Genomic DNA, 18393 nt, shown 5'->3' with positions numbered 1-18393 from the left:
TAACTATGTCTTCGTTCGCAAACCTCACTCAGCTCGCAGAAAGAATCCAGTCCATCACGGCCGGACTCCACCTAGCGATTCCTGAATTAATCGTGGCGGGAACGATCCTATTTAGTCTGTTCATCGAATTATTTTTACACGTTAAAACAGAGAAATTTAGTACCTCTTGGCGCTATTTCACCTGCCAAATACCCCTCTTATTAGCCTTATCGCTCAGTTTTCAACGGAATGAATTAGGCTTAGTCGGCTCATTTGCCTCCGGCTTGTTTGAAGCGAATTTAGGATCGAATGCCATCAATACCTTGATTTTAGGTATCGGTTTTTTGCTCATTTTGATGAATCAAATCCATAAAAAATCATTTACGTTCGAAGAACTGATTGGGTTTCTATCCATTTTGCTGGGTGCCTTACTGAGTAGCCTGAGCACCAATGCTTTGAGTTTATTCTTGTCGATTGAATTTATGTCGATGGGGACTTATGTGCTAGTAAGTCTTCGAAAAGAGTCCTCCCGGGCTAGTTTACCCTATGTTTTGTTCGGACTAGGATCCTCTGCTTTGTTTATTTACGGCATTTCGTTGTTGTATGGTTTGACAGGAACGTTGGATTTTACTAGCGTGGATTTCTCCCGCGGAATATCCGTTGCAGATCCTTATTTGCGTGGATTTGCTTTGGGACTTTTTGCGGTGGGATTATTGTTCAAGATGTCTTGGGCGCCTTTTCATCCCTGGAATCCAGACGTGATGGAGAAATTGCCGGCCCCTTGGATGACTTGGATTTCGACCGCACCTAAGCTGGCTATTGCTTTCGTGGGGGTGCGTCTGCTTCCTGCTTTGCCGGTTTCTTATGCAAATGAATTAGCGGTTTTAGCTATACTGACCTTGTTAGTGGGAAATTTAGGAGCATTGGGCCAAAACAACACCAAACGCCTCCTCGCCTATTCCAGCATCGCGCACGGTGGTTTTTTAGCCATGGCGTGGTTTTTCCAACCTGTACAGGCTTTAGATGCCATCTTATTCTACGGCTTCTTATATAGTATCGCTAGCTTATTGGTTTTCTACCTCATCGACGAGGCTGATGCGGATGACGTGAAGTCTTTTGCAGGGCTGGGATCAGAGAAACCAGTACCGGCCTTTTTCTTATTAACGGGCCTTGTCGCTTTAGTCGGCTTACCACCCGCTGGAACCTTTATTGCGAAGATGACTTACTTCAGTTTGTTGTGGTCAAACTATGAAACGTCGACCGCTTTGGGGCTGCTACTTTTACTCCTTGTGGCCATTTTAGTAACCGCCATTTCTTTGTTTTATTATTTAAAGATTCCTTTCCAATTGTATTTCAAAAAATCGACTAAAAAAACCGGTCTGTGGAATAAATTATCTTCTCTCGAAATCTACTCTTACGGATTTTTAACGGCGATTTTGATCGCATCTCTCTTATTCCCAGCGATCTTGACAAACCTATGGAAATAGTCGATAAAAAAATAAAAAAATCAGCTTATTGGTCATTTATTTTGGCTAATTTTGGGCTTGATTTTTAAAATAGCCCCACGTTTCCATGTCTGATTCTATTAAGCACGAATGCGGAATTGCCCTCATCCGCCTACGAAAGCCTTTTCAGCACTACTTAGACAAATACAAAACACCTACTTACGGACTGAGCAAACTTTATCTGATGATGGAGAAGCAAGTCAACAGAGGACAAGATGGAGCCGGGGTGGCAAACATCAAAATCAACGTAAAACCAGGGCACAGGTACATTTCCAGATACCGTTCGGTAGAGCCACAAGCGGTGGCAGATATTTTTGGAAAAATCAATAAGAAATTCGCAAAAGCACAAAAACTCGCTAAGGCTGTTAAGCGTGAGACCGGCATTGATGCTGTTCACGATGCAGATTGGTGGCAAGAGAATGTCGCTTTCACAGGAGAAGTACTTTTAGGGCACTTGCGCTACGGAACACACGGCCAAAACGAGATTGAAAACTGCCACCCGATGTTGCGTCAAAACAACTGGAGAAGCCGTAACCTCGTGATGGCCGGTAATTTCAACATGACTAACGTGGATGATTTGTTCAACAAATTAGTTTCCCTAGGACAACACCCGAAAGAAAAAGTGGATACGGTTACCGTAATGGAAAAAATCGGTCACTTTTTAGATGAAGAGAATCAACGCCAATTTGGCAAATACAAAGACCAATACGAAAACCCGGAATTATCCGATATTATCGCCCAAGAAATCGACCTGAAGCGCGTATTAGAACGCTCTTGCAAAGATTTTGATGGCGGATATGCGATGGTAGGAATGACAGGTTACGGTGCTTCTTTTGTGGCACGTGACCCAGCTGGAATTCGTCCCGCCTATTATTACGTGGATGAAGAAGTGGCTGTAGTGGCCTCTGAAAAACAGGCCATTAAGACTTCGTTCAACTGCGCTTACGATCAAATCAAAGAAATCACTCCGGGCCATGCCTTAATTATCGATATTCAAGGCGAAGTCAAAGAGGTTCCATTTATCGATCGCTTAGAGCAGAAATCATGCTCTTTCGAGCGCATCTATTTCTCGCGCGGTTCGGATCCAGATATCTACCATGAGCGCAAAAAATTAGGTCAATTGTTGATTCCTCAAATTTTGAGCGAAGTACACCACGACCTGAAGAACACCGTATTCTCTTATATTCCGAACACAGCCGAAACAGCATTCCTAGGAATGATTGATGGTTTAGAAGACCATTTGGCCAAAGAACGTAAGAAAGCCATCATGGATGGCATTCTTTTCGAACAAGAATTAGAAGAGCTATTAACATTCCGTCCGCGCGTCGAAAAGCTGATTTCTAAGGACGTAAAAGTGCGTACTTTCATCACCTCAGATGATCAGCGTGACGACATGGTCGCACATGTTTATGATACGACTTATGAAGTAATTAATAAGGATGTTGATTCGGTGGTTATCATCGATGATTCGATTGTTCGCGGCACAACACTAGAGAAAAGTATCCTAAAATTATTGGATAAATTATCCCCTAAGAAAATCGTCATCGTTTCTTCTGCTCCACAAATTCGTTACCCAGATTGTTATGGTATCGATATGTCAAAGATGAAAGAATTCGTGGCGTTCCGTGCCGCTTTAGCTTTATTACAGGAGCGCGGATTAGAGCACATTTTAGACGAAGTGAACTTACGTTGTTTGAACGCCTTGGAAAATGGTACGGCAGAGGAAGAAAACTTTGTTAAGGCTATTTATGCTCCATTCACTGACGATGAAATCTCAGATAAAATTGCTGAAATTGTCCGTCCAAAAGGACTAAAAGCAGAGCTTTCTATCGTTTACCAAACGGTTGCAAACCTAAGTGTGGCTTGCCCAGATCACCTAGGGGACTGGTATTTTACCGGTAACTTCCCTACACCAGGTGGAAACCAAGTGGTGAATAAATCATTCGTTAACTTCATGAAAGGGATCGAAGTGCGCGCGTATTAATATACGACGACAATGGCTCCGCGTTTTTCTTGAATCCCCTTTTCGGGATAATCGATTGCTTGGTAGCGAATGATATAGGCATAGGTTTCCTGAGGTACTTTGGCCCCATTAAACGAACCATCCCAGCTGAATACTGGCCCTTTAGTTGAATATAGCAGTTCTCCCCATCGATTGTAAATCTCCAAGGAAATCACCTGTGTTCTCGATTTAGGATAGGATACATTCGGTTCATTCCAATTATAAGACGGCTCAAACACATCATTTTGGCCATCGCCGTTCGGGGTAAAGGCCGTAGGCGCAATCAATATGGCGTCACATTTATCCTCAATCTTCACACTATCCTTTAACTCACATCCATCCGTATCCCGTAAGGTAAATTGATACAGTCCACTACGGTTGATCAGCAGATCTTTTGAGTTAAACCCCGAAACAATCCCCGGATTAGATTGCCAAGATACCTGCAAATTAGCCGGTGAGGGAGCCAACTGAACCACATAAGGCTGAATGGGTTTGTCATTACAAATGATCCCATCTGCTTTTTTAACGGCCAATGGATTCGTCGTAAAATTCACCTGTGTCTCTTTTTTGATGGAACACCCAGAGGCATCTTCCTTGATTTCTAACGAATATAGACCTGATGGATTGGGCACTTGAATAAAGCGAGACGACTCACCCGTACTCCAAGTGTAGGTAAAGGCAGCCACCGGTGGCACGGAAGTGGGTCCAATTCGACCATCCTCCTTGCAGATAAAGGTGTAACTAGCCGGCAACACAAATGGATCTAATAACTCCACATGGTAGGCAGACGCATCTAGCATATAATTCGTCAAACACGCATTACTAATCGCTACGGTGACCACATAGTCCCCGGCTTGTTTAAAGTCAAAGGTCATCTCTGTTCCTGTGTACGAATAGAGTAAGGTGCCCGCTGGATTCAAAGGGACTAATAAGCCATCTGCGTTTCGATTGGGATCTAAAGTGCTTCGGTAAATTTTCCAATCTAACCGATCATTTTTAATCGGGTCACATAAATCTTGACTCACTTTAAAATGGTAGGTTGTCCCATCACAACTTTGTTGAATACTTGGCGTAGAAGTGGGCTTAGGCGTTAATACAATCGATAAAGGTAGACCTAATCCACTCGAGGTTCCCGCCGCTAAATTCAAACCATTCCTGACAAAAGTAGCCCTAACGGAACGGGTTGAATCTTTTAGCGATATATCTGGGTTCACTATTTTTCCCAGACTCGTAGCCCCTTGAAAAGTGGCATAAATGATTGAACCACTAGCTGGATCGCCTTGCAAAGCGCCTATTTTTCCTGGACCAGACCACAAAAGACTTGTTGATCTTCGCATAATAGTCGAATCTTTAGACGCGATGGCATATTGCCAAATTTGAGAAGTGCCAGACCCTGGTATCGAGGCATAAAGTATTTTACCATCGGCAGAAAATTCAACTCCATAGGGACTGCCAACTAGCGGAATCCTATATCGAAAAGTAGATTTCCCAGTGTTTATATCAAAGTCATAGACATCAATCTGATTCGATGGCGGACTCGAATAGGCAATGGCCAACACTTTGCCATCACGAGAAAAATGAGACGAGGCTGTGGGACCTTTTACCGCTAATTTTGCATCCGATTCGATGGGAGCCGAAATACCTGCTGCGGACACCTTAAATGTACGTAAAATAGTAGAGTCAATATCTTGTGTTTGCAACCAATAATAGTCTCCGCCACCTACCGCCACGCCAAAACGCTCTGCAGACGGCGCCGGACTCAAAAATTGGTTCATCACTGAAATTCCGCCTTCCCCCCCATTTAATTTGCGATCATATAGGCTATAAAAGAGCTGGTTTTCGCCAGCCGCATTGCGTTGCATGGTAAAAATGTAGTATTCTGATTGACAGCCTTTGCAAGTTGTTTTGGGCAAAATTGCAACTCCCTGAATTTGGGTCGTATCACCGTTTAAACCAGTAGCTATGAGCGAATTATCTTTCGCATAAACCCGCGAACCGTTCGTATAAAAAATCAAATCATTGTTCTCATCCGTCATTTTAGCTACTCCCGCAGGTGTCCGCAAGGGACCAGAACCCGCCGAGGGTGTGGAGGATCCCCCGGTAAACCGTAAGGAGATATTTTGGCCAAAATTCCATCCATCCTCTCCCCCTGCCTTAGGTTGTTCGCCGCAAATCTTGACCTCCATTTTTGCCTCAGCGGCGCACCCAGAACCTACATCTGTTACCATCACAGAATAACATCCTGATTCCGAAACATGAATGGTGTCAGATGTCTGACCTTTCGGAAACCAAGAAACCCCCACCGGGAAAGCCGGCTTTGAAATGGAACCGAACGCATTCAATACGACTGGATCGCCTTTGCAAATCATTAAGGTCGTGTCATTTGAATCTTTACCTAAAATAAAATCAGGTAGAGCGCCGATTTTTACATCCTGTGGGCCATAGACGGTAGTTACGCCTCCTAAAGTTACTTTTAACGAAACCTTTTTAGTACCAGGATTACAATACTGATACACTCCAGTCCTAGCAGATGAATTAGCTCCTCCCTCCCCAAAATCCCATAAATAAGTCGCTGCGGCTGGATAAACATCCCGAATTTCAAACACCGTTCCCGCAGGAGCCTCACTGCAATTATTGCACTGATTGATACAATTGTTCCGCACCTCAATCGTTCTAGGAACTTGAGCTAGTGCAGAGAATGTACATAAAAGCAAAAGCAGGATACGGGACATCATGGTTGAATTACCCACAAAATAAGTCAATAAATTGGTTATTGCGTTGCATGAATGTAAATTGCTGAGCTATGAGGGCTGGTTTAACCTTTAATTTCTGTTTTGTATTATTACTGGGCGCCCTTTCGCTCTCAGCACAAGACCCGCAACTATCCCAAAACTTCGCCAATCCTTTGCTCATTTCCCCTGCTTTTGCGGGCCTGCAAGATCAAAACAAGGTCTATTTGACCCATCGAAATCAATGGCCAAACCAATCAGCTAATTATCAATATTCCGCCACAGGAGTCGAAGTGAGTTTGGGAAAAATCAATAGCGGCATCGGATTATTAGTCGCGACAGACAAGCAATTTTCTAGTCTCCAAACGAACCTAGTGACGCTGCAGTATGCCTACCATGCGAACTTAAATGAAAAAACTCTTTTTTCCATGGGCATACAAGGTGCTGCTGTTTTTCGAAGTCTTGATTATGCACACCTTACTTACGGTGACCAACTTAATCAGTTTATCGTCAATGGGAGTTTAGCCAGCACAACAGACCCTTTGTCTAGTCAATATGTAAATGCAATACACTACGGTGATCTTTCAGCTGGCTTGTTGTTAAATCATGCTAATTACTGGCTAGGAGCCACCGTCCACCATATAAATCGGCCTAATCAGTCACTCATTCGTTCAAGCGATGAATTAATTGCCCCCAAATATGCCCTAATGGCTGGACTTAATATTCCCCTATCCTACGGAAAAAGTCTAAAACCAGCCATTTATGTGAAAAACCAAGGGGCTTTCGGTCAATTGGATTTGGGCACATCCCTGCAATTAGACCCTTTAGTCATCGGTTTTTCCTACCGGGGTCTACCACTAAATAAAAATTCAGCCGAATCAATTTCCAGCAGAGAATCACTCATTGGCCAAATTGGCATCCTAAACAACCGCTTCTCATTCGGCTATTCCTATGATTTTACGGTATCTGGTTTGGGTGTAGGGGCTGGAGGAGCGCATGAATTGAGTTTCTCCTATATTTTAAACTGGGATTTTGGCCAAAGAAAATCCTACCAACGCTACCGCCAAAGCTTCGCTTGTCCCAAATTTTAGTTAAATTTGTTTTACTATATACGTATAATAACATTCTTGTATGAAATTATTTAGTCGAATTCTTTTGACCCTTTCCTTTTTAGTACTCGTTCATGCGTCATTTTCGCAAGTAAAACGTAAAGTGGAAGATTTAAGTGATGAGGAAATTGCTACTTTCTTCGAACGTGCTCAATCAAGCGGCATGACAGAAGCTCAACTAGAAAAAGCAGCCAAAGCACAAGGATATACTTCCGCAGATATCGCCAAAATGCGTTCTCGCTTGACACAAATTGGAGACAATAAGACAAAAGAAAAAACAACCGCAACTAAAGGCAAAACATCATCTAAACGTAGCGTTTCTGGCAAGTTGAGCACCAAGAAAGGCAAGAAAAATACAACGGCAGATGGCGAGGACGAGGATTCTGAAGATTCAATGATGGAGGAGGAAGAAGAAACTGATTCAACTAAACTACCCAAGAAAGTTATTTACGGTGCTAACCTGTTTAATAACAAAAAATTGAATTTCGAACCCGATCTTCGCATTGCTACACCAGTAAACTATACGCTAGGGCCAGATGACGAATTAAATATCGATATTTTTGGGGAGGCAATGGATAATTATACGGTTACTGTTAGCCCAGAGGGAACCATTAAAATCCTTAATTTAAGCCCCATCTATGTAAACGGTTTAACGGTTGAGGCAGCTTCCTCCCGCATTGTGAGTCGTTTAAGACAACTATACCAAGGCTTAAATCGCCCAGGCAGTGGTTCTTCTGCGATTGTCACCCTAGGCAATGTTAGAAGTATCAAAGTAACACTTGTAGGAGAAGTGGAGAATCCAGGTTCATACACCATTTCATCGTTAGCAACGGTCTTTAATGCCTTGTATTTAGCTGGTGGTCCGAACGAGAATGGCTCCTACCGTAGTATTCGCGTAATCAGAGCTAACAAGGTGGTCCGCACACTTGATTTATATGACTTCTTGTTAAAAGCAGATCAGAAAGACAATATTCAATTAAAAGATCAAGATATTATCCGAGTAGGGGATTTCGATACCCATGTGGAATTAGCCGGTGAGGTGAGACGTCCCATGGTATTTGAAGCCATCAAAGGGGAAACATTGAAAGATATCCTACGCTATGCCGGAGGATTCACAGACAAAGCCTATACCTATTCCATGACGGTCCGCAGAAACACGTCACGTGAATTAAAATTATTGAACATTACCCAAGATGAAGTAGCCACTTTCCAACCACAAAATGGAGATTCTATTTCAGTGGGTAAGATTATCGAACGCTACGAAAACAGAGTAACAGTTAGTGGAGCTGTGTTTAGACCAGGTGTTTTTGCGATTGAAAGCGGCCTAACAACCGTAAAAGATTTAGTGAAACGTGCAGAGGGTCCTCGTGAAAATGCGTTCTTAAATCGCGCAACTATTTCCCGCAGAAAAGAAAACTATGATCCAGAAATGATCTCTTTCGACCTAGGCAAGGTTTTAAGAGGCGAAATCGCAGACATTGCGCTACACAGAGAAGATTCCTTGACGGTCTATTCATTAGATTCCTTACGCGAATACCAGAAAATCAGCATTTTCGGGGAAGTGAACAAGCCGGGTATATTCGAATATCGATCAGGCATGAAAGTGGCGGATTTGATCCTATTAGCCAAAGGCTTTAAAGAAGCCGCTAGTTACGCAAAAATTGAACTTTCTAGACGTGTCATTACCCACGGTGTTACAGATGATGTAAACCAAAAAATCGAAGTGAAAACTTTCGATATTGATGGCAGCTTAAATATTAGCAACGAGGGAAGCCAATACGCCTTAAAGCCGTTTGATATTGTTTCCATTCGACGTTCCCCTAATTACGAGGTTCAAAGGGGCGTCAGCATCGAGGGTATGGTGAATTATCCAGGCCGTTATGCTATTCCAAAGGATGACCAAAAAATCTCTGATCTTGTGATGGCTGCGGGTGGTTTGAAGCCAGAGGGATTCTTAGATGGCGCCATCCTATACCGTGACTCTACGGTGGTGGGGGTAAAGCTATCCGAAGTATTAAAGAACCCAAATTCAACCAACAACTTATTGTTAATGGAGAATGACCGCCTCATAATCCCACGTGTACTTGAAACGATCAAGCTAACAGGTGGTGTACAAAATCCGATTTCGATTGCCTACCAAGCGGGTAATAGCCTACAAGATTACCTAGATGGTGCCGGGGGTTACACGGAATACGCAGATAAGAAAAACATATATGTGAAAGCACCGAATGGAATTTCTACCAAGCGTAGACATTTCTTGTTCTTCAGAATAAATCCAAAGGTTCTCCCAGGATCAGAAATCGTCGTACCTGAATTCCCAACAAATATGAAGAAAGGAATGACAACAGCTGAGGCAGTTGGTTTATCCTCTGCCCTAGTTTCGGTGGCACTTACCTTAACGACATTGATTAACAATTTGACTAAATAAGTAAGATGTCAACAACAGATATTCAAAACTCCTCGGAAGATAACGGCGAAATTTCCATCAATTTTGGGGAGATTTTCCGTACGCTCAAGTCCTATAAATTATTGATTGGGACATGTGCTGTCCTTTTTGCAGCATTGGGAGCGATTTATTCTCTTACACAACCTAATGAGTACAGTTCCAATGCCAAACTATTGCCTGAAATTGATTCAAAATCAGGGGGTGCGGGTGGCATGGGCGGCCTAAAATCACTAGCGGGTTTAGCTGGTGTCGATATTGGTGGTGGAACAGCTGGTTCAGAAGCTATCCGCCCTGATTTATACCCAAACATTGTTCAAAGTGCCCCTTTATTAAAAGAAGTATTAAAGGCAAAAATCTATAGTACTAAACACAAAAATTGGCAAACTGTATTGGATTTTTTATCTGAAAAACAAGATACGGCACCGATAGATATAGGTGGGGATCCCAACGACGATGATATTGTAGTGGATTTCAAATTGGACAAAGTGCCCACCAGCGCCTTATCCAATGATTTAATCAAACTTAACAAAAAGGAACAAGCAGCTATCAAAAAATTGCGCTCTTCTGTCGTGTTAGAAATTGACAAAAAATCAGGGGTAATCTCTTTAACAACCAAATTAACCAATGCCGTTGCTGCCGCTAATATTACCAGCCTAATCCAACATTATTTAACCAAGTATGTGACGGATTACCGGACACAAAAAGCGAGACAAGAACTAGCATTTTTGGAAAAGCGCCAAAATGAAGCACGCGGACGTTATGATCAAGCCTTATTTACCTTAAGTGCCTACCGTGATCAGAATATGAACCTATTCCTGAACGTAGCAAAAGACCGGGAAAAGAAATTACAATACGAAGCGGATATCGCCTATAATTTGTATCAAACGATTAGTGGTCAATATGAAGAGGCTAAGATAAAATTACATCGTGAGACCCCTGTATTCAAGGTATTAGAGCCTGCTCAAGTAGCTATACAAAAGGACGGTCCAAAGCGTAGCCTTATTACAATTGGCTTTATGTTTGTCGGAATCTTCTTCTCCTTAATTTACGTGTTCTTTAAGACTGTGAACCTGAAAGAACTACTTGGGTAAATAAGAGCATAAAGAATAGAGCACAAAGAATAAAGTTGAAATCCCCTGCGGGGATACATTCAGAAATATTTTTTTACTCACAGGACATCAAAAAAGGGAGCAATTGCTCCCTTTTTTAGATTTAGAATAGACTGAAATGAGTTTTCAAATCATAGAAAATATGACGTAGGCCATTTTCTGATTTGAAAGATTATTTCAGCGTTCTTTTTACTTCTTTCATTTCGTAGCACTCTAACATATCGCCTACTTCCAAATCGTTGAAGTTTTTGACAGATAGACCGCATTCGTAACCAAATTTAACTTCAGCCACATCGTCTTTGAAACGTTTCAAGGCAGAAATCTCCCCATCGTGAACCACGACGAAGTCGCGAATAACACGAATCTTGTGAGCACGCTTCACCGTACCGTCTAATACGTAACAACCTGCTACTGTACCGATTTTGGTAATCTTAAACACGTCACGAATTTCAATATTCGATGTAATGACCTCTTCGAATGAAGGAGCTAATAAACCCTCCATTGCCGCCTTAATTTCATCGATCGCTTGGTAGATGATCGAATAGTTACGGATTTCAATTTGTTCTGCATCAGCTAAACGACGCGCATTTTGTGATGGACGAACTTGGAACGCAATAATAACCGCATCTGAAGTCGAAGCTAAAGCCACATCGGATTCAGACACCTGGCCTACCCCTTTGTGAATAATACGCACTTGAACTTCTTCCGTCGATAACTTCATCAAGGAATCTGAAAGGGCTTCCACTGAACCATCCACGTCACCCTTTACGATAACGTTTAATTCACGGAATGTTCCGATAGCCTTACGACGACCGATCTCTTCCAAGGTAATGTGCTTACGGGTACGTAAGGTTTGTTCGCGAAGAATCTGCTCCCGTTTGTTTGCGATTTCACGCGCCTCACGCTCGTTTTCTAAGCAAAGTAACTTGTCACCTGCTTGTGGCGCTCCGTTTAGACCTAACACCTGAACTGGAGTAGATGGACCCGCTTTTTTAATTTTGTTACCGTGGTGGTCAAACATCGCTTTTACACGACCATAATTGTCACCTGCTAACATCATATCACCCACGTTTAATGTACCCGCTTGAACTAACAAGGTAGTCACATATCCACGTCCTTTATCTAATTCTGCCTCGATAACAGAACCCACGGCTTTCTTATTTGGATTAGCCGTCAATTCAAGCATCTCAGCTTCTAATAATACTTTTTCTAATAAATCGTCGATACCTTGACCTGATTTAGAGGAGATTTCTTGGCATTGGTATTTACCACCCCAATCCTCTACAAGCATGTTCATGGTCGCTAACTCTTCACGTACTTTGTCTGAATTTGCTCCATCCTTATCAATCTTCGAGAATGCAAAAACGATCGGTACACCAGCAACCATCGAGTGGTTGATGGCTTCTTTTGTTTGAGGCATCACTGAGTCATCCGCTGCAATAACGATGATAACGATATCGGTCACTTTCGCACCACGGGCACGCATCGCTGTAAAGGCTTCGTGACCAGGTGTATCTAGGAAAGTAACTTTCTTGCCTGATTTCGTTTCTACTGAGTAAGCACCAATGTGCTGGGTGATACCACCCGCTTCACCTGCCGCTACTTTGGCACGACGAATATAATCTAGTAACGAAGTTTTACCGTGATCGACGTGACCCATAATCGTAACGATAGGGGCACGAGGCAATAAATCCTCTGGAGAATCTTCTACTTCAATTTCAACAACGTCGATTTCCTCTTCCGCCGAAACAAAGCTCACCTCGAATCCAAACTCATCCGCAATCACCGTAATGGCTTCTGCATCTAAACGTTGGTTAATTGAAACGAACATACCTAAGCTCATACAAGCCGAGATAACTTCGTTCACAGATACATCCATTAAAGAAGCTAAGTCTGATGCCGAAATAAATTCCGTCACCTTTAATACTTTTGCCTCCTCGTCTTCCGCCATCATACGAGCCTCTTCTGCCTCCGCACGACCTTTACGCTTCTCGCGACGCTTATCTGCTCCGAAACTTTGCTTATTCGTCGCACCTTGCAAGCGAGCCATCGTGGCTTTGATTTGCTCTTGGATGTCTTTATCTGATAACTCTCCTTTCGGTGCTGGTTTAGCGCCTGGAGCAGGTTTCTTATTGAAATCTTTTTTATCACCTGGACGTCCGCCTGTTCCTGGGATGGATGGAGCTGGTTTTTTCTCCTCCTTGATGATACGCTTGCGCTTGTGTTTCGCGTTATTTCCGCGATCACCTGCTGCAGGCAATTCGATTTTACCTAAAACGGTCAATCCTTTAAGCGTCTCCCCTTTAGCTTCAATCAGCTGTATATCTTCCACCACTGCTTCAGCCGCTGGCGTAGGCACAACTGGCTCAGGAGTAGGTGTAGAAGCTGGCTTTTCTGCCACAGGTTCAGGCGTAGGTGCCGGAGCTGGAGTAGGTGCAGGAGTTGGCTCTGGAGCCTTTTCTGCTTTAGGAGCAACAGGATTTCCTTTTTTATCCAATTCGATTTTTCCCAAAATCTTCAATCCCACTTGCTTTTCCTCAGCTGGAGCCTCGGCAACTGGAGCTGGTGCTTCAGGGGCTTTAGGAGCTTCCGCAACTGGTGCTGGCTTCTCCACCACTGGCTCTGGAGCTGGCGCTGGTGTAGGTTCAGGTGCTGCCACAGCGACCGGTTCTGGTGCTGGAGCTGGCTTAGGAGCCTCTACAGAGGATTCCAAAATATGGTTCGCACCATATTCCTTTGCTAACAAAGTCAACTGCTCAAAGTTCAGTTTGGCGTTGGGGTTATTGTCAATTTTGTGACCTTTCGCAGAGAGAAACTGTAGGATCGTAGACGTTCCCACGTTTATTTGCTTTGCTACAAGGCTCAACCGCATTGTTTTTTCTTCTGCCATAAAAATTACAAAAAACTAAATTCTTTTTATTTAAATAAACTACTCAAACTCAGAACGCAATACCGCTAGGATCTCATCGATCGTACCTTCTTCTAATTCCGTTCTACGCTCTAACTCTTCTTTAGACAAGGCCAACACTTGTTTCGCTGTATCTAATCCGATTTTGTGAAGCTCATCTAAAATCCAAGCCTCAATTTCATTAGAGAATTCTGTCAATTCCACATCCTCATCATCTAGCTCATCCTTAGGTACATCACGGAATACATCGATTTCGTAACCTACTAATTTACCAGCTAATTTGATATTTTGACCTCCACGACCAATCGCCATAGAAACCTGATCTGAATTTAAATAAACCGAAATACGACGACGCTCTTTGTCAATCGCCATCGAATTCAACTTCGCTGGGCTTAAGGTACGCGCTACTAATAATTCTAAATTATCAGTGAAGTTAATCACGTCAATATTTTCGTTTTGTAATTCACGAACGATACCGTGAATACGAGAACCTTTCATACCTACGCAAGCTCCTACTGGATCGATGCGGTCATCAAATGACTCTACCGCTACTTTCGCACGCTCACCTGGTTCACGAACAATCTTACGAATGGTAATCGTACCGTCATAAATCTCAGGAATTTCTTGTTCGAATAAACGCTCTAAGAATACCGGAGAAACACGAGATAAAATGATACGAGGTGTACCATTGGCCATTTCTACTTTGTGAATGATGGCCTTGATAGTCTCCCCTTTCTTGAAACGATCTTTAGAAATCATCTCCGTCTTAGGCAACACTAATTCATTGTCTTCGCTATCTAATAAGATTAATTCGCGACCTAAGATTTGGTATACCTCTGAAGTCACTAATTCACCTACTAAGTCTTTGTATTTTTCGTACAAACCTTCTTTTTCAATATCCTTGATCTTTTGGATCAATGTTTGACGAGCGGTTTGAACAACACGACGACCGAAATCCTCTAATTTTACTAACTCAGCTACCTCTTCACCGATTTCGAAATCGGGCTCGATTAACTTCGCTTCGCTCAAAGGTATTTTGTCGAAGTCCCAGATGTCTTCTGAGTTATCGTCTACGATCTCGCGGCTACGCCACATCTCTAAGTCGCCGCTTTCGGCATTGATAATGACATTAAAATTTTCGTCTGCCCCGAATTTCTTGCGAATCATCGTACGAAAAACCTCTTCCAAAACCGCGATCATCGTCGGTTTGTCAATGTTTTTCTCCCGAGCAAAGTCTGAAAATGACGAAATTAATTCAACACTGTTCATTGCTATCTCTTCTTTGTTTATTGAAATGACACTTGTACTTTTATTTTATCTACCTCAGCTAACGGAAACCAAGTGGCCTCTTTCGCTACGATTTTTCTATGCTTGACGGTCTTCTCTGTTAAGATTTCCACCGCTTCATCCGTATTAGAAAGCAACGTTCCCTCTACGTTTTCTGCGTCTTTATTTTTCATCCAAACCTTCACCTTGCGACCCAAGTTCTTTTGAAATTGCCAGCCTTGACTTAATGGAAAGTCCAAACCCGGCGATGACACTTCTAAATTATACGCTTCTTCAATCAGCACGCCCTCTTCAATAAAGTGAGCTAATTTACGGCTCATTAAAGCGCATTGATCGATCGTGACACCCTCTATGGTATCCACCAGAATCGTAATTAAGGTTCTTTTAGCACCCTGAGACACAGAAAAATCGACCAAAAGCAAAGGGCCATCGCCAATATACTCCAATGTCCATTCTTTCAGTTTACTCGTTAAATCCATCTTCCTTCTGGGCTATGAAAACAAAAAGAGGGATTAAAACCCCTCTTCTTTTCCTTAATTCTCCACAAAGATACGCATAAACTTGGTAAAAACAAGCATTTGACGCAGCATAGAAACACGGAGGTAAATGACATTGCGATTTTTTTCGTTATTTGCAGATTCAAATCACCTCGAATGAAATTAGCGTCACTCCTACTTATTATTACCTTTTATTGCCTAGGCGGTGAACGATTCCCTACTCCACCGGACTCCCCTAATCGTCTGTTTTTCATCCAGCGTAGCACAAACGCAAACGTTGTAGTCTATGATGCGAATTTGGTGGGAGGTAAATTGAATGCCAAAGATCCGGTACACACCTATTGGTATCGTTTTGGAGAAAGGGGCCAAAAAGAAGAACTCACCGCTATCCAGCGCACCTTAGCTTACGGATTATACACCACTCCCGTTTCTGGCATATCGAATACCTATGAGGGGCATTTTTTGGCCTACAGAAAACGAAAGTTTATGGTCAAACAAGACGCTACAGGTGACCCGATCGCCTTATTTCCTATTAATGGAAAGATGCAAATCCTCAAGCGCGTTTTTGTTAGTGTGGATGATTCCAAATTTGTAACAACCGTGAATTACATTGAACTTTTCGGCAAAGATCCGGTGACGGGAAGGGGTGTGTATGAGAAATTCAAGCCGTAGACGCATTGCCATGCAATGCTTAAAGCATAAAGCACAAAGAATAAAGTCTTTCCTCCGGACTATTTTCCCTCAGACGATTTATGCTTTGTGCTTTATGCTTTATTCTTTAAAACGAACCTGAAAGGGTTATTTGCCCGTTCCTCGGTTGCCCACTATACCCCGTAATCTCCGTTATTTCTTGATTCAGTACATTTTTCAATAGGGCTGACATCTTCCATTTGGAATTCAGTTGGTAATGAACCGAAATGTCCGTCCATACATAGGCTGACATGGGATTCGGTTGAACGGAATAGGTGGACTCGTCGTAGAAGTAGTCCGTTCTTTGGCCTACCAATTGATTGGATAATCCAATAGACCATTTATTCGCCAACTTTGCCTGCAAATACAGATTCCAGGCATTCGTTGGGCGGCGAATCAAGGACGAATAAGTCGAATCGCGGTCCATCATCTCCCCTTTCAAATACGTATAATTGAAATCCGCTTGAAATTTCGAAGTTTGATAACTGATCTCGAATTCTATTCCGCGGGTATGCTGCTGGGAGATGTTTTGGTATTTGCCAAAAGGCTCCACATCCATCGCTTGAAAAATAATCCCCTGATTCACTTGATTTTCAAAGGCAACTACGCGAAGCTTCCACGATTTCATCTTCTTTTCTGCCCCGAATTCGATCGTTTTACCTTGCTCCGGTTGCAAATCCAAGTTACCATAAGGAGACGCTAATTGATAGATCGAAGGCGTTTTGAAACTCGTATAATAATTCCCAAAGAGCTTCGCCGTCTGCGAAATAGCCCAGTAGGGATTCAAATTATAAGTAAAATAGCTTCCAAAAGTCGATTGAACATTCCAACGCGTCCCCACCTCATATCCAAATTTCCCCCAACTCTGCTGAAAGGTGGCATAAGTACCCATTATCTGCTGAGTCTTTTGTTTCTCTGATAAATCAGGCGACGCATAAGGGCCATAGTCACTAATCGAAAAATCGCTTTGCTCCGTTTTTTGGCGTCTAAATTCAGAACCAATTAACAAAGTAGCATTTTCCTTTACTGGAATCTTTAAAAAAGCTTCCAATCCTTGATTTAAACCCACATAACTCGAAAGATTAAATTTCGACCAAGCATTCGCAGCGACATCCGAAGAATCGTTACGAAACTCCCGGTGAATCAAATCCTGAAAAGCACGAATTGTGAATTTACTCACCTGGTATTGTGCTCTGAACGAATGACTTACAGCCTCCGACGTATAATCTCGATCATCGACAAAGGGACCATTATCTAAATTCCCTTGATACAGCTGTGACGAATAAGAGAAATCTAGGTTACCTAGTTTTCCCATAGTACGCCCCCATTTCAAACCCCAGCTTTGCTGCTTAAATCCGTCGGCCTCCGCTTTTCCTTGGGCAATTTTAGCCGAAGAAAAACCATCTGTCGCATAATTTTGGGCCTGTAATTGGATCTGGTTTTTTCCTTGAGTGGTGGACCAAGAAATTTGTTCTTGATGAGTCCCTAGGCCGCCACCTTGAAGTACGATATTTATTCCTTTCGCATTTTTCTTTGTCACTAAATTGATGACAGCCGCCATCGCATCTGAACCATAGAGCGTAGATTGGCCTCCTTTTAGGATTTCAATGCGTTCGATGTTTGCCAAAGAAATCAAGTTCCAATCCATCACCGATGAAATATGCGATGGATCATTCAATGGAAAACCATCCATCAACAATAGAACGTGACCTGTATTCGCACCCCTTACATAAATCTCCTGATTCGTCCCCGGCGCGCTGCGCGCGCCTACTACCGCGACACCTACACTTTGCTGGAGTAATTCACCTAGACTTTTCCCCTGATTGGCCTGGATCACTTCGGCCGAAATGACCGAAACCACTTTCCCCGAGCGAGCCAGTTTTTCTGGGTACTTGGGCGCGGAGATGGTGACCTCACTCAAAGTAGAATCTTTTTGAATGGTGAATGGTGAATGGTATATGGTGGATGAACCCTTCGGACTCATTCCCTCCGGACTACGGACTTCGGACTTCGGACTCATTCCCTCCGGACTACGGACTTCGGACTCCGGACTCATTCCCTCCGGACTAGCGATTGCTGCAAAGCTGCAAAACGCTAATAATACTAGCTTTAACATGTTTTTTTGCCCTTTC

11 protein-coding genes are annotated in these 18393 nt (G+C 42.9%); 6 read left to right on the top strand and 5 right to left on the bottom strand.

Going from position 1 to position 18393, the window contains the following annotated elements; all coding sequences use genetic code 11:
- Window positions 1-5 precede the first annotated feature (5 nt).
- The gene (locus SKC37_RS00690; RefSeq protein ID WP_377979623.1) at window positions 6-1466 is read left to right on the top strand and encodes an NADH-quinone oxidoreductase subunit N; all 1461 of its coding nucleotides are present in this window, start codon (window positions 6-8) and stop codon (window positions 1464-1466) included.
- An 85-nt stretch (window positions 1467-1551) separates the two neighbouring features.
- The gene (locus SKC37_RS00685; protein ID WP_377979622.1) at window positions 1552-3468 is read left to right on the top strand and encodes an amidophosphoribosyltransferase; all 1917 of its coding nucleotides are present in this window, start codon (window positions 1552-1554) and stop codon (window positions 3466-3468) included.
- Here SKC37_RS00685 and SKC37_RS00680 read toward each other — a convergent pair.
- The gene (locus tag SKC37_RS00680; protein WP_377979621.1) at window positions 3465-6221 is read right to left on the bottom strand and encodes a T9SS type B sorting domain-containing protein; all 2757 of its coding nucleotides are present in this window, start codon (window positions 6219-6221) and stop codon (window positions 3465-3467) included. The genes SKC37_RS00685 and SKC37_RS00680 overlap by 4 nt on opposite strands.
- Window positions 6222-6289: 68 nt before the next feature.
- On the opposite strand from SKC37_RS00680, the gene SKC37_RS00675 reads away from it, so the two are divergent.
- The 3 genes from SKC37_RS00675 to SKC37_RS00665 are packed head-to-tail and all read left to right on the top strand — an operon-like array spanning window position 6290 to window position 10861.
- Entirely contained in the window at window positions 6290-7306 is a 1017-nt protein-coding gene (locus SKC37_RS00675; RefSeq protein WP_377979620.1) for a PorP/SprF family type IX secretion system membrane protein, read from the top strand.
- A gap of 40 nt (window positions 7307-7346) precedes the next feature.
- Window positions 7347-9752, top strand: a complete 2406-nt coding sequence (locus tag SKC37_RS00670; RefSeq protein WP_377979619.1) for an SLBB domain-containing protein — start codon at window positions 7347-7349, stop codon at window positions 9750-9752.
- A gap of 5 nt (window positions 9753-9757) precedes the next feature.
- Complete coding sequence (locus tag SKC37_RS00665) at window positions 9758-10861, top strand: Wzz/FepE/Etk N-terminal domain-containing protein (RefSeq protein WP_377979618.1); 1104 nt, start codon at window positions 9758-9760, stop codon at window positions 10859-10861.
- A 190-nt stretch (window positions 10862-11051) separates the two neighbouring features.
- Here SKC37_RS00665 and infB read toward each other — a convergent pair whose 3' ends face one another.
- From infB to SKC37_RS00650, 3 genes are read right to left on the bottom strand one after another with little or no spacing between them, the layout of a single operon-like run.
- On the bottom strand, window positions 11052-13769 hold the full coding sequence (gene infB / locus SKC37_RS00660) for a translation initiation factor IF-2 (RefSeq protein ID WP_377979617.1): 2718 nt from the start codon (window positions 13767-13769) through the stop codon (window positions 11052-11054).
- A gap of 39 nt (window positions 13770-13808) precedes the next feature.
- Complete coding sequence (gene nusA, locus SKC37_RS00655) at window positions 13809-15056, bottom strand: transcription termination factor NusA (protein WP_377977565.1); 1248 nt, start codon at window positions 15054-15056, stop codon at window positions 13809-13811.
- Between the two features lie 17 nt (window positions 15057-15073).
- Window positions 15074-15553: a ribosome maturation factor RimP gene (locus tag SKC37_RS00650; protein WP_377979616.1), complete on the bottom strand. Its 480-nt coding sequence runs from the start codon at window positions 15551-15553 to the stop codon at window positions 15074-15076.
- Between the two features lie 174 nt (window positions 15554-15727).
- On the opposite strand from SKC37_RS00650, the gene SKC37_RS00645 reads away from it, so the two are divergent.
- Window positions 15728-16243, top strand: a complete 516-nt coding sequence (locus SKC37_RS00645) for a DUF4833 domain-containing protein (protein ID WP_377979615.1) — start codon at window positions 15728-15730, stop codon at window positions 16241-16243.
- A 106-nt stretch (window positions 16244-16349) separates the two neighbouring features.
- On the opposite strand, the gene SKC37_RS00640 is transcribed toward SKC37_RS00645, so the two are convergent.
- A complete protein-coding gene (locus tag SKC37_RS00640) occupies window positions 16350-18377 on the bottom strand; it encodes a TonB-dependent receptor plug domain-containing protein (RefSeq protein WP_377979614.1) in 2028 nt (675 codons plus the stop codon).
- Window positions 18378-18393 lie beyond the last annotated feature (16 nt).

Source organism: Aquirufa esocilacus (genome assembly GCF_042715595.1).
Taxonomy (GTDB): Bacteria; Bacteroidota; Bacteroidia; order Cytophagales; family Spirosomataceae; genus Aquirufa; species Aquirufa esocilacus.
The sequence above is the reverse complement of the archived record's forward strand: the minus strand, read 5'-3'. Positions and strand labels throughout refer to the sequence as shown.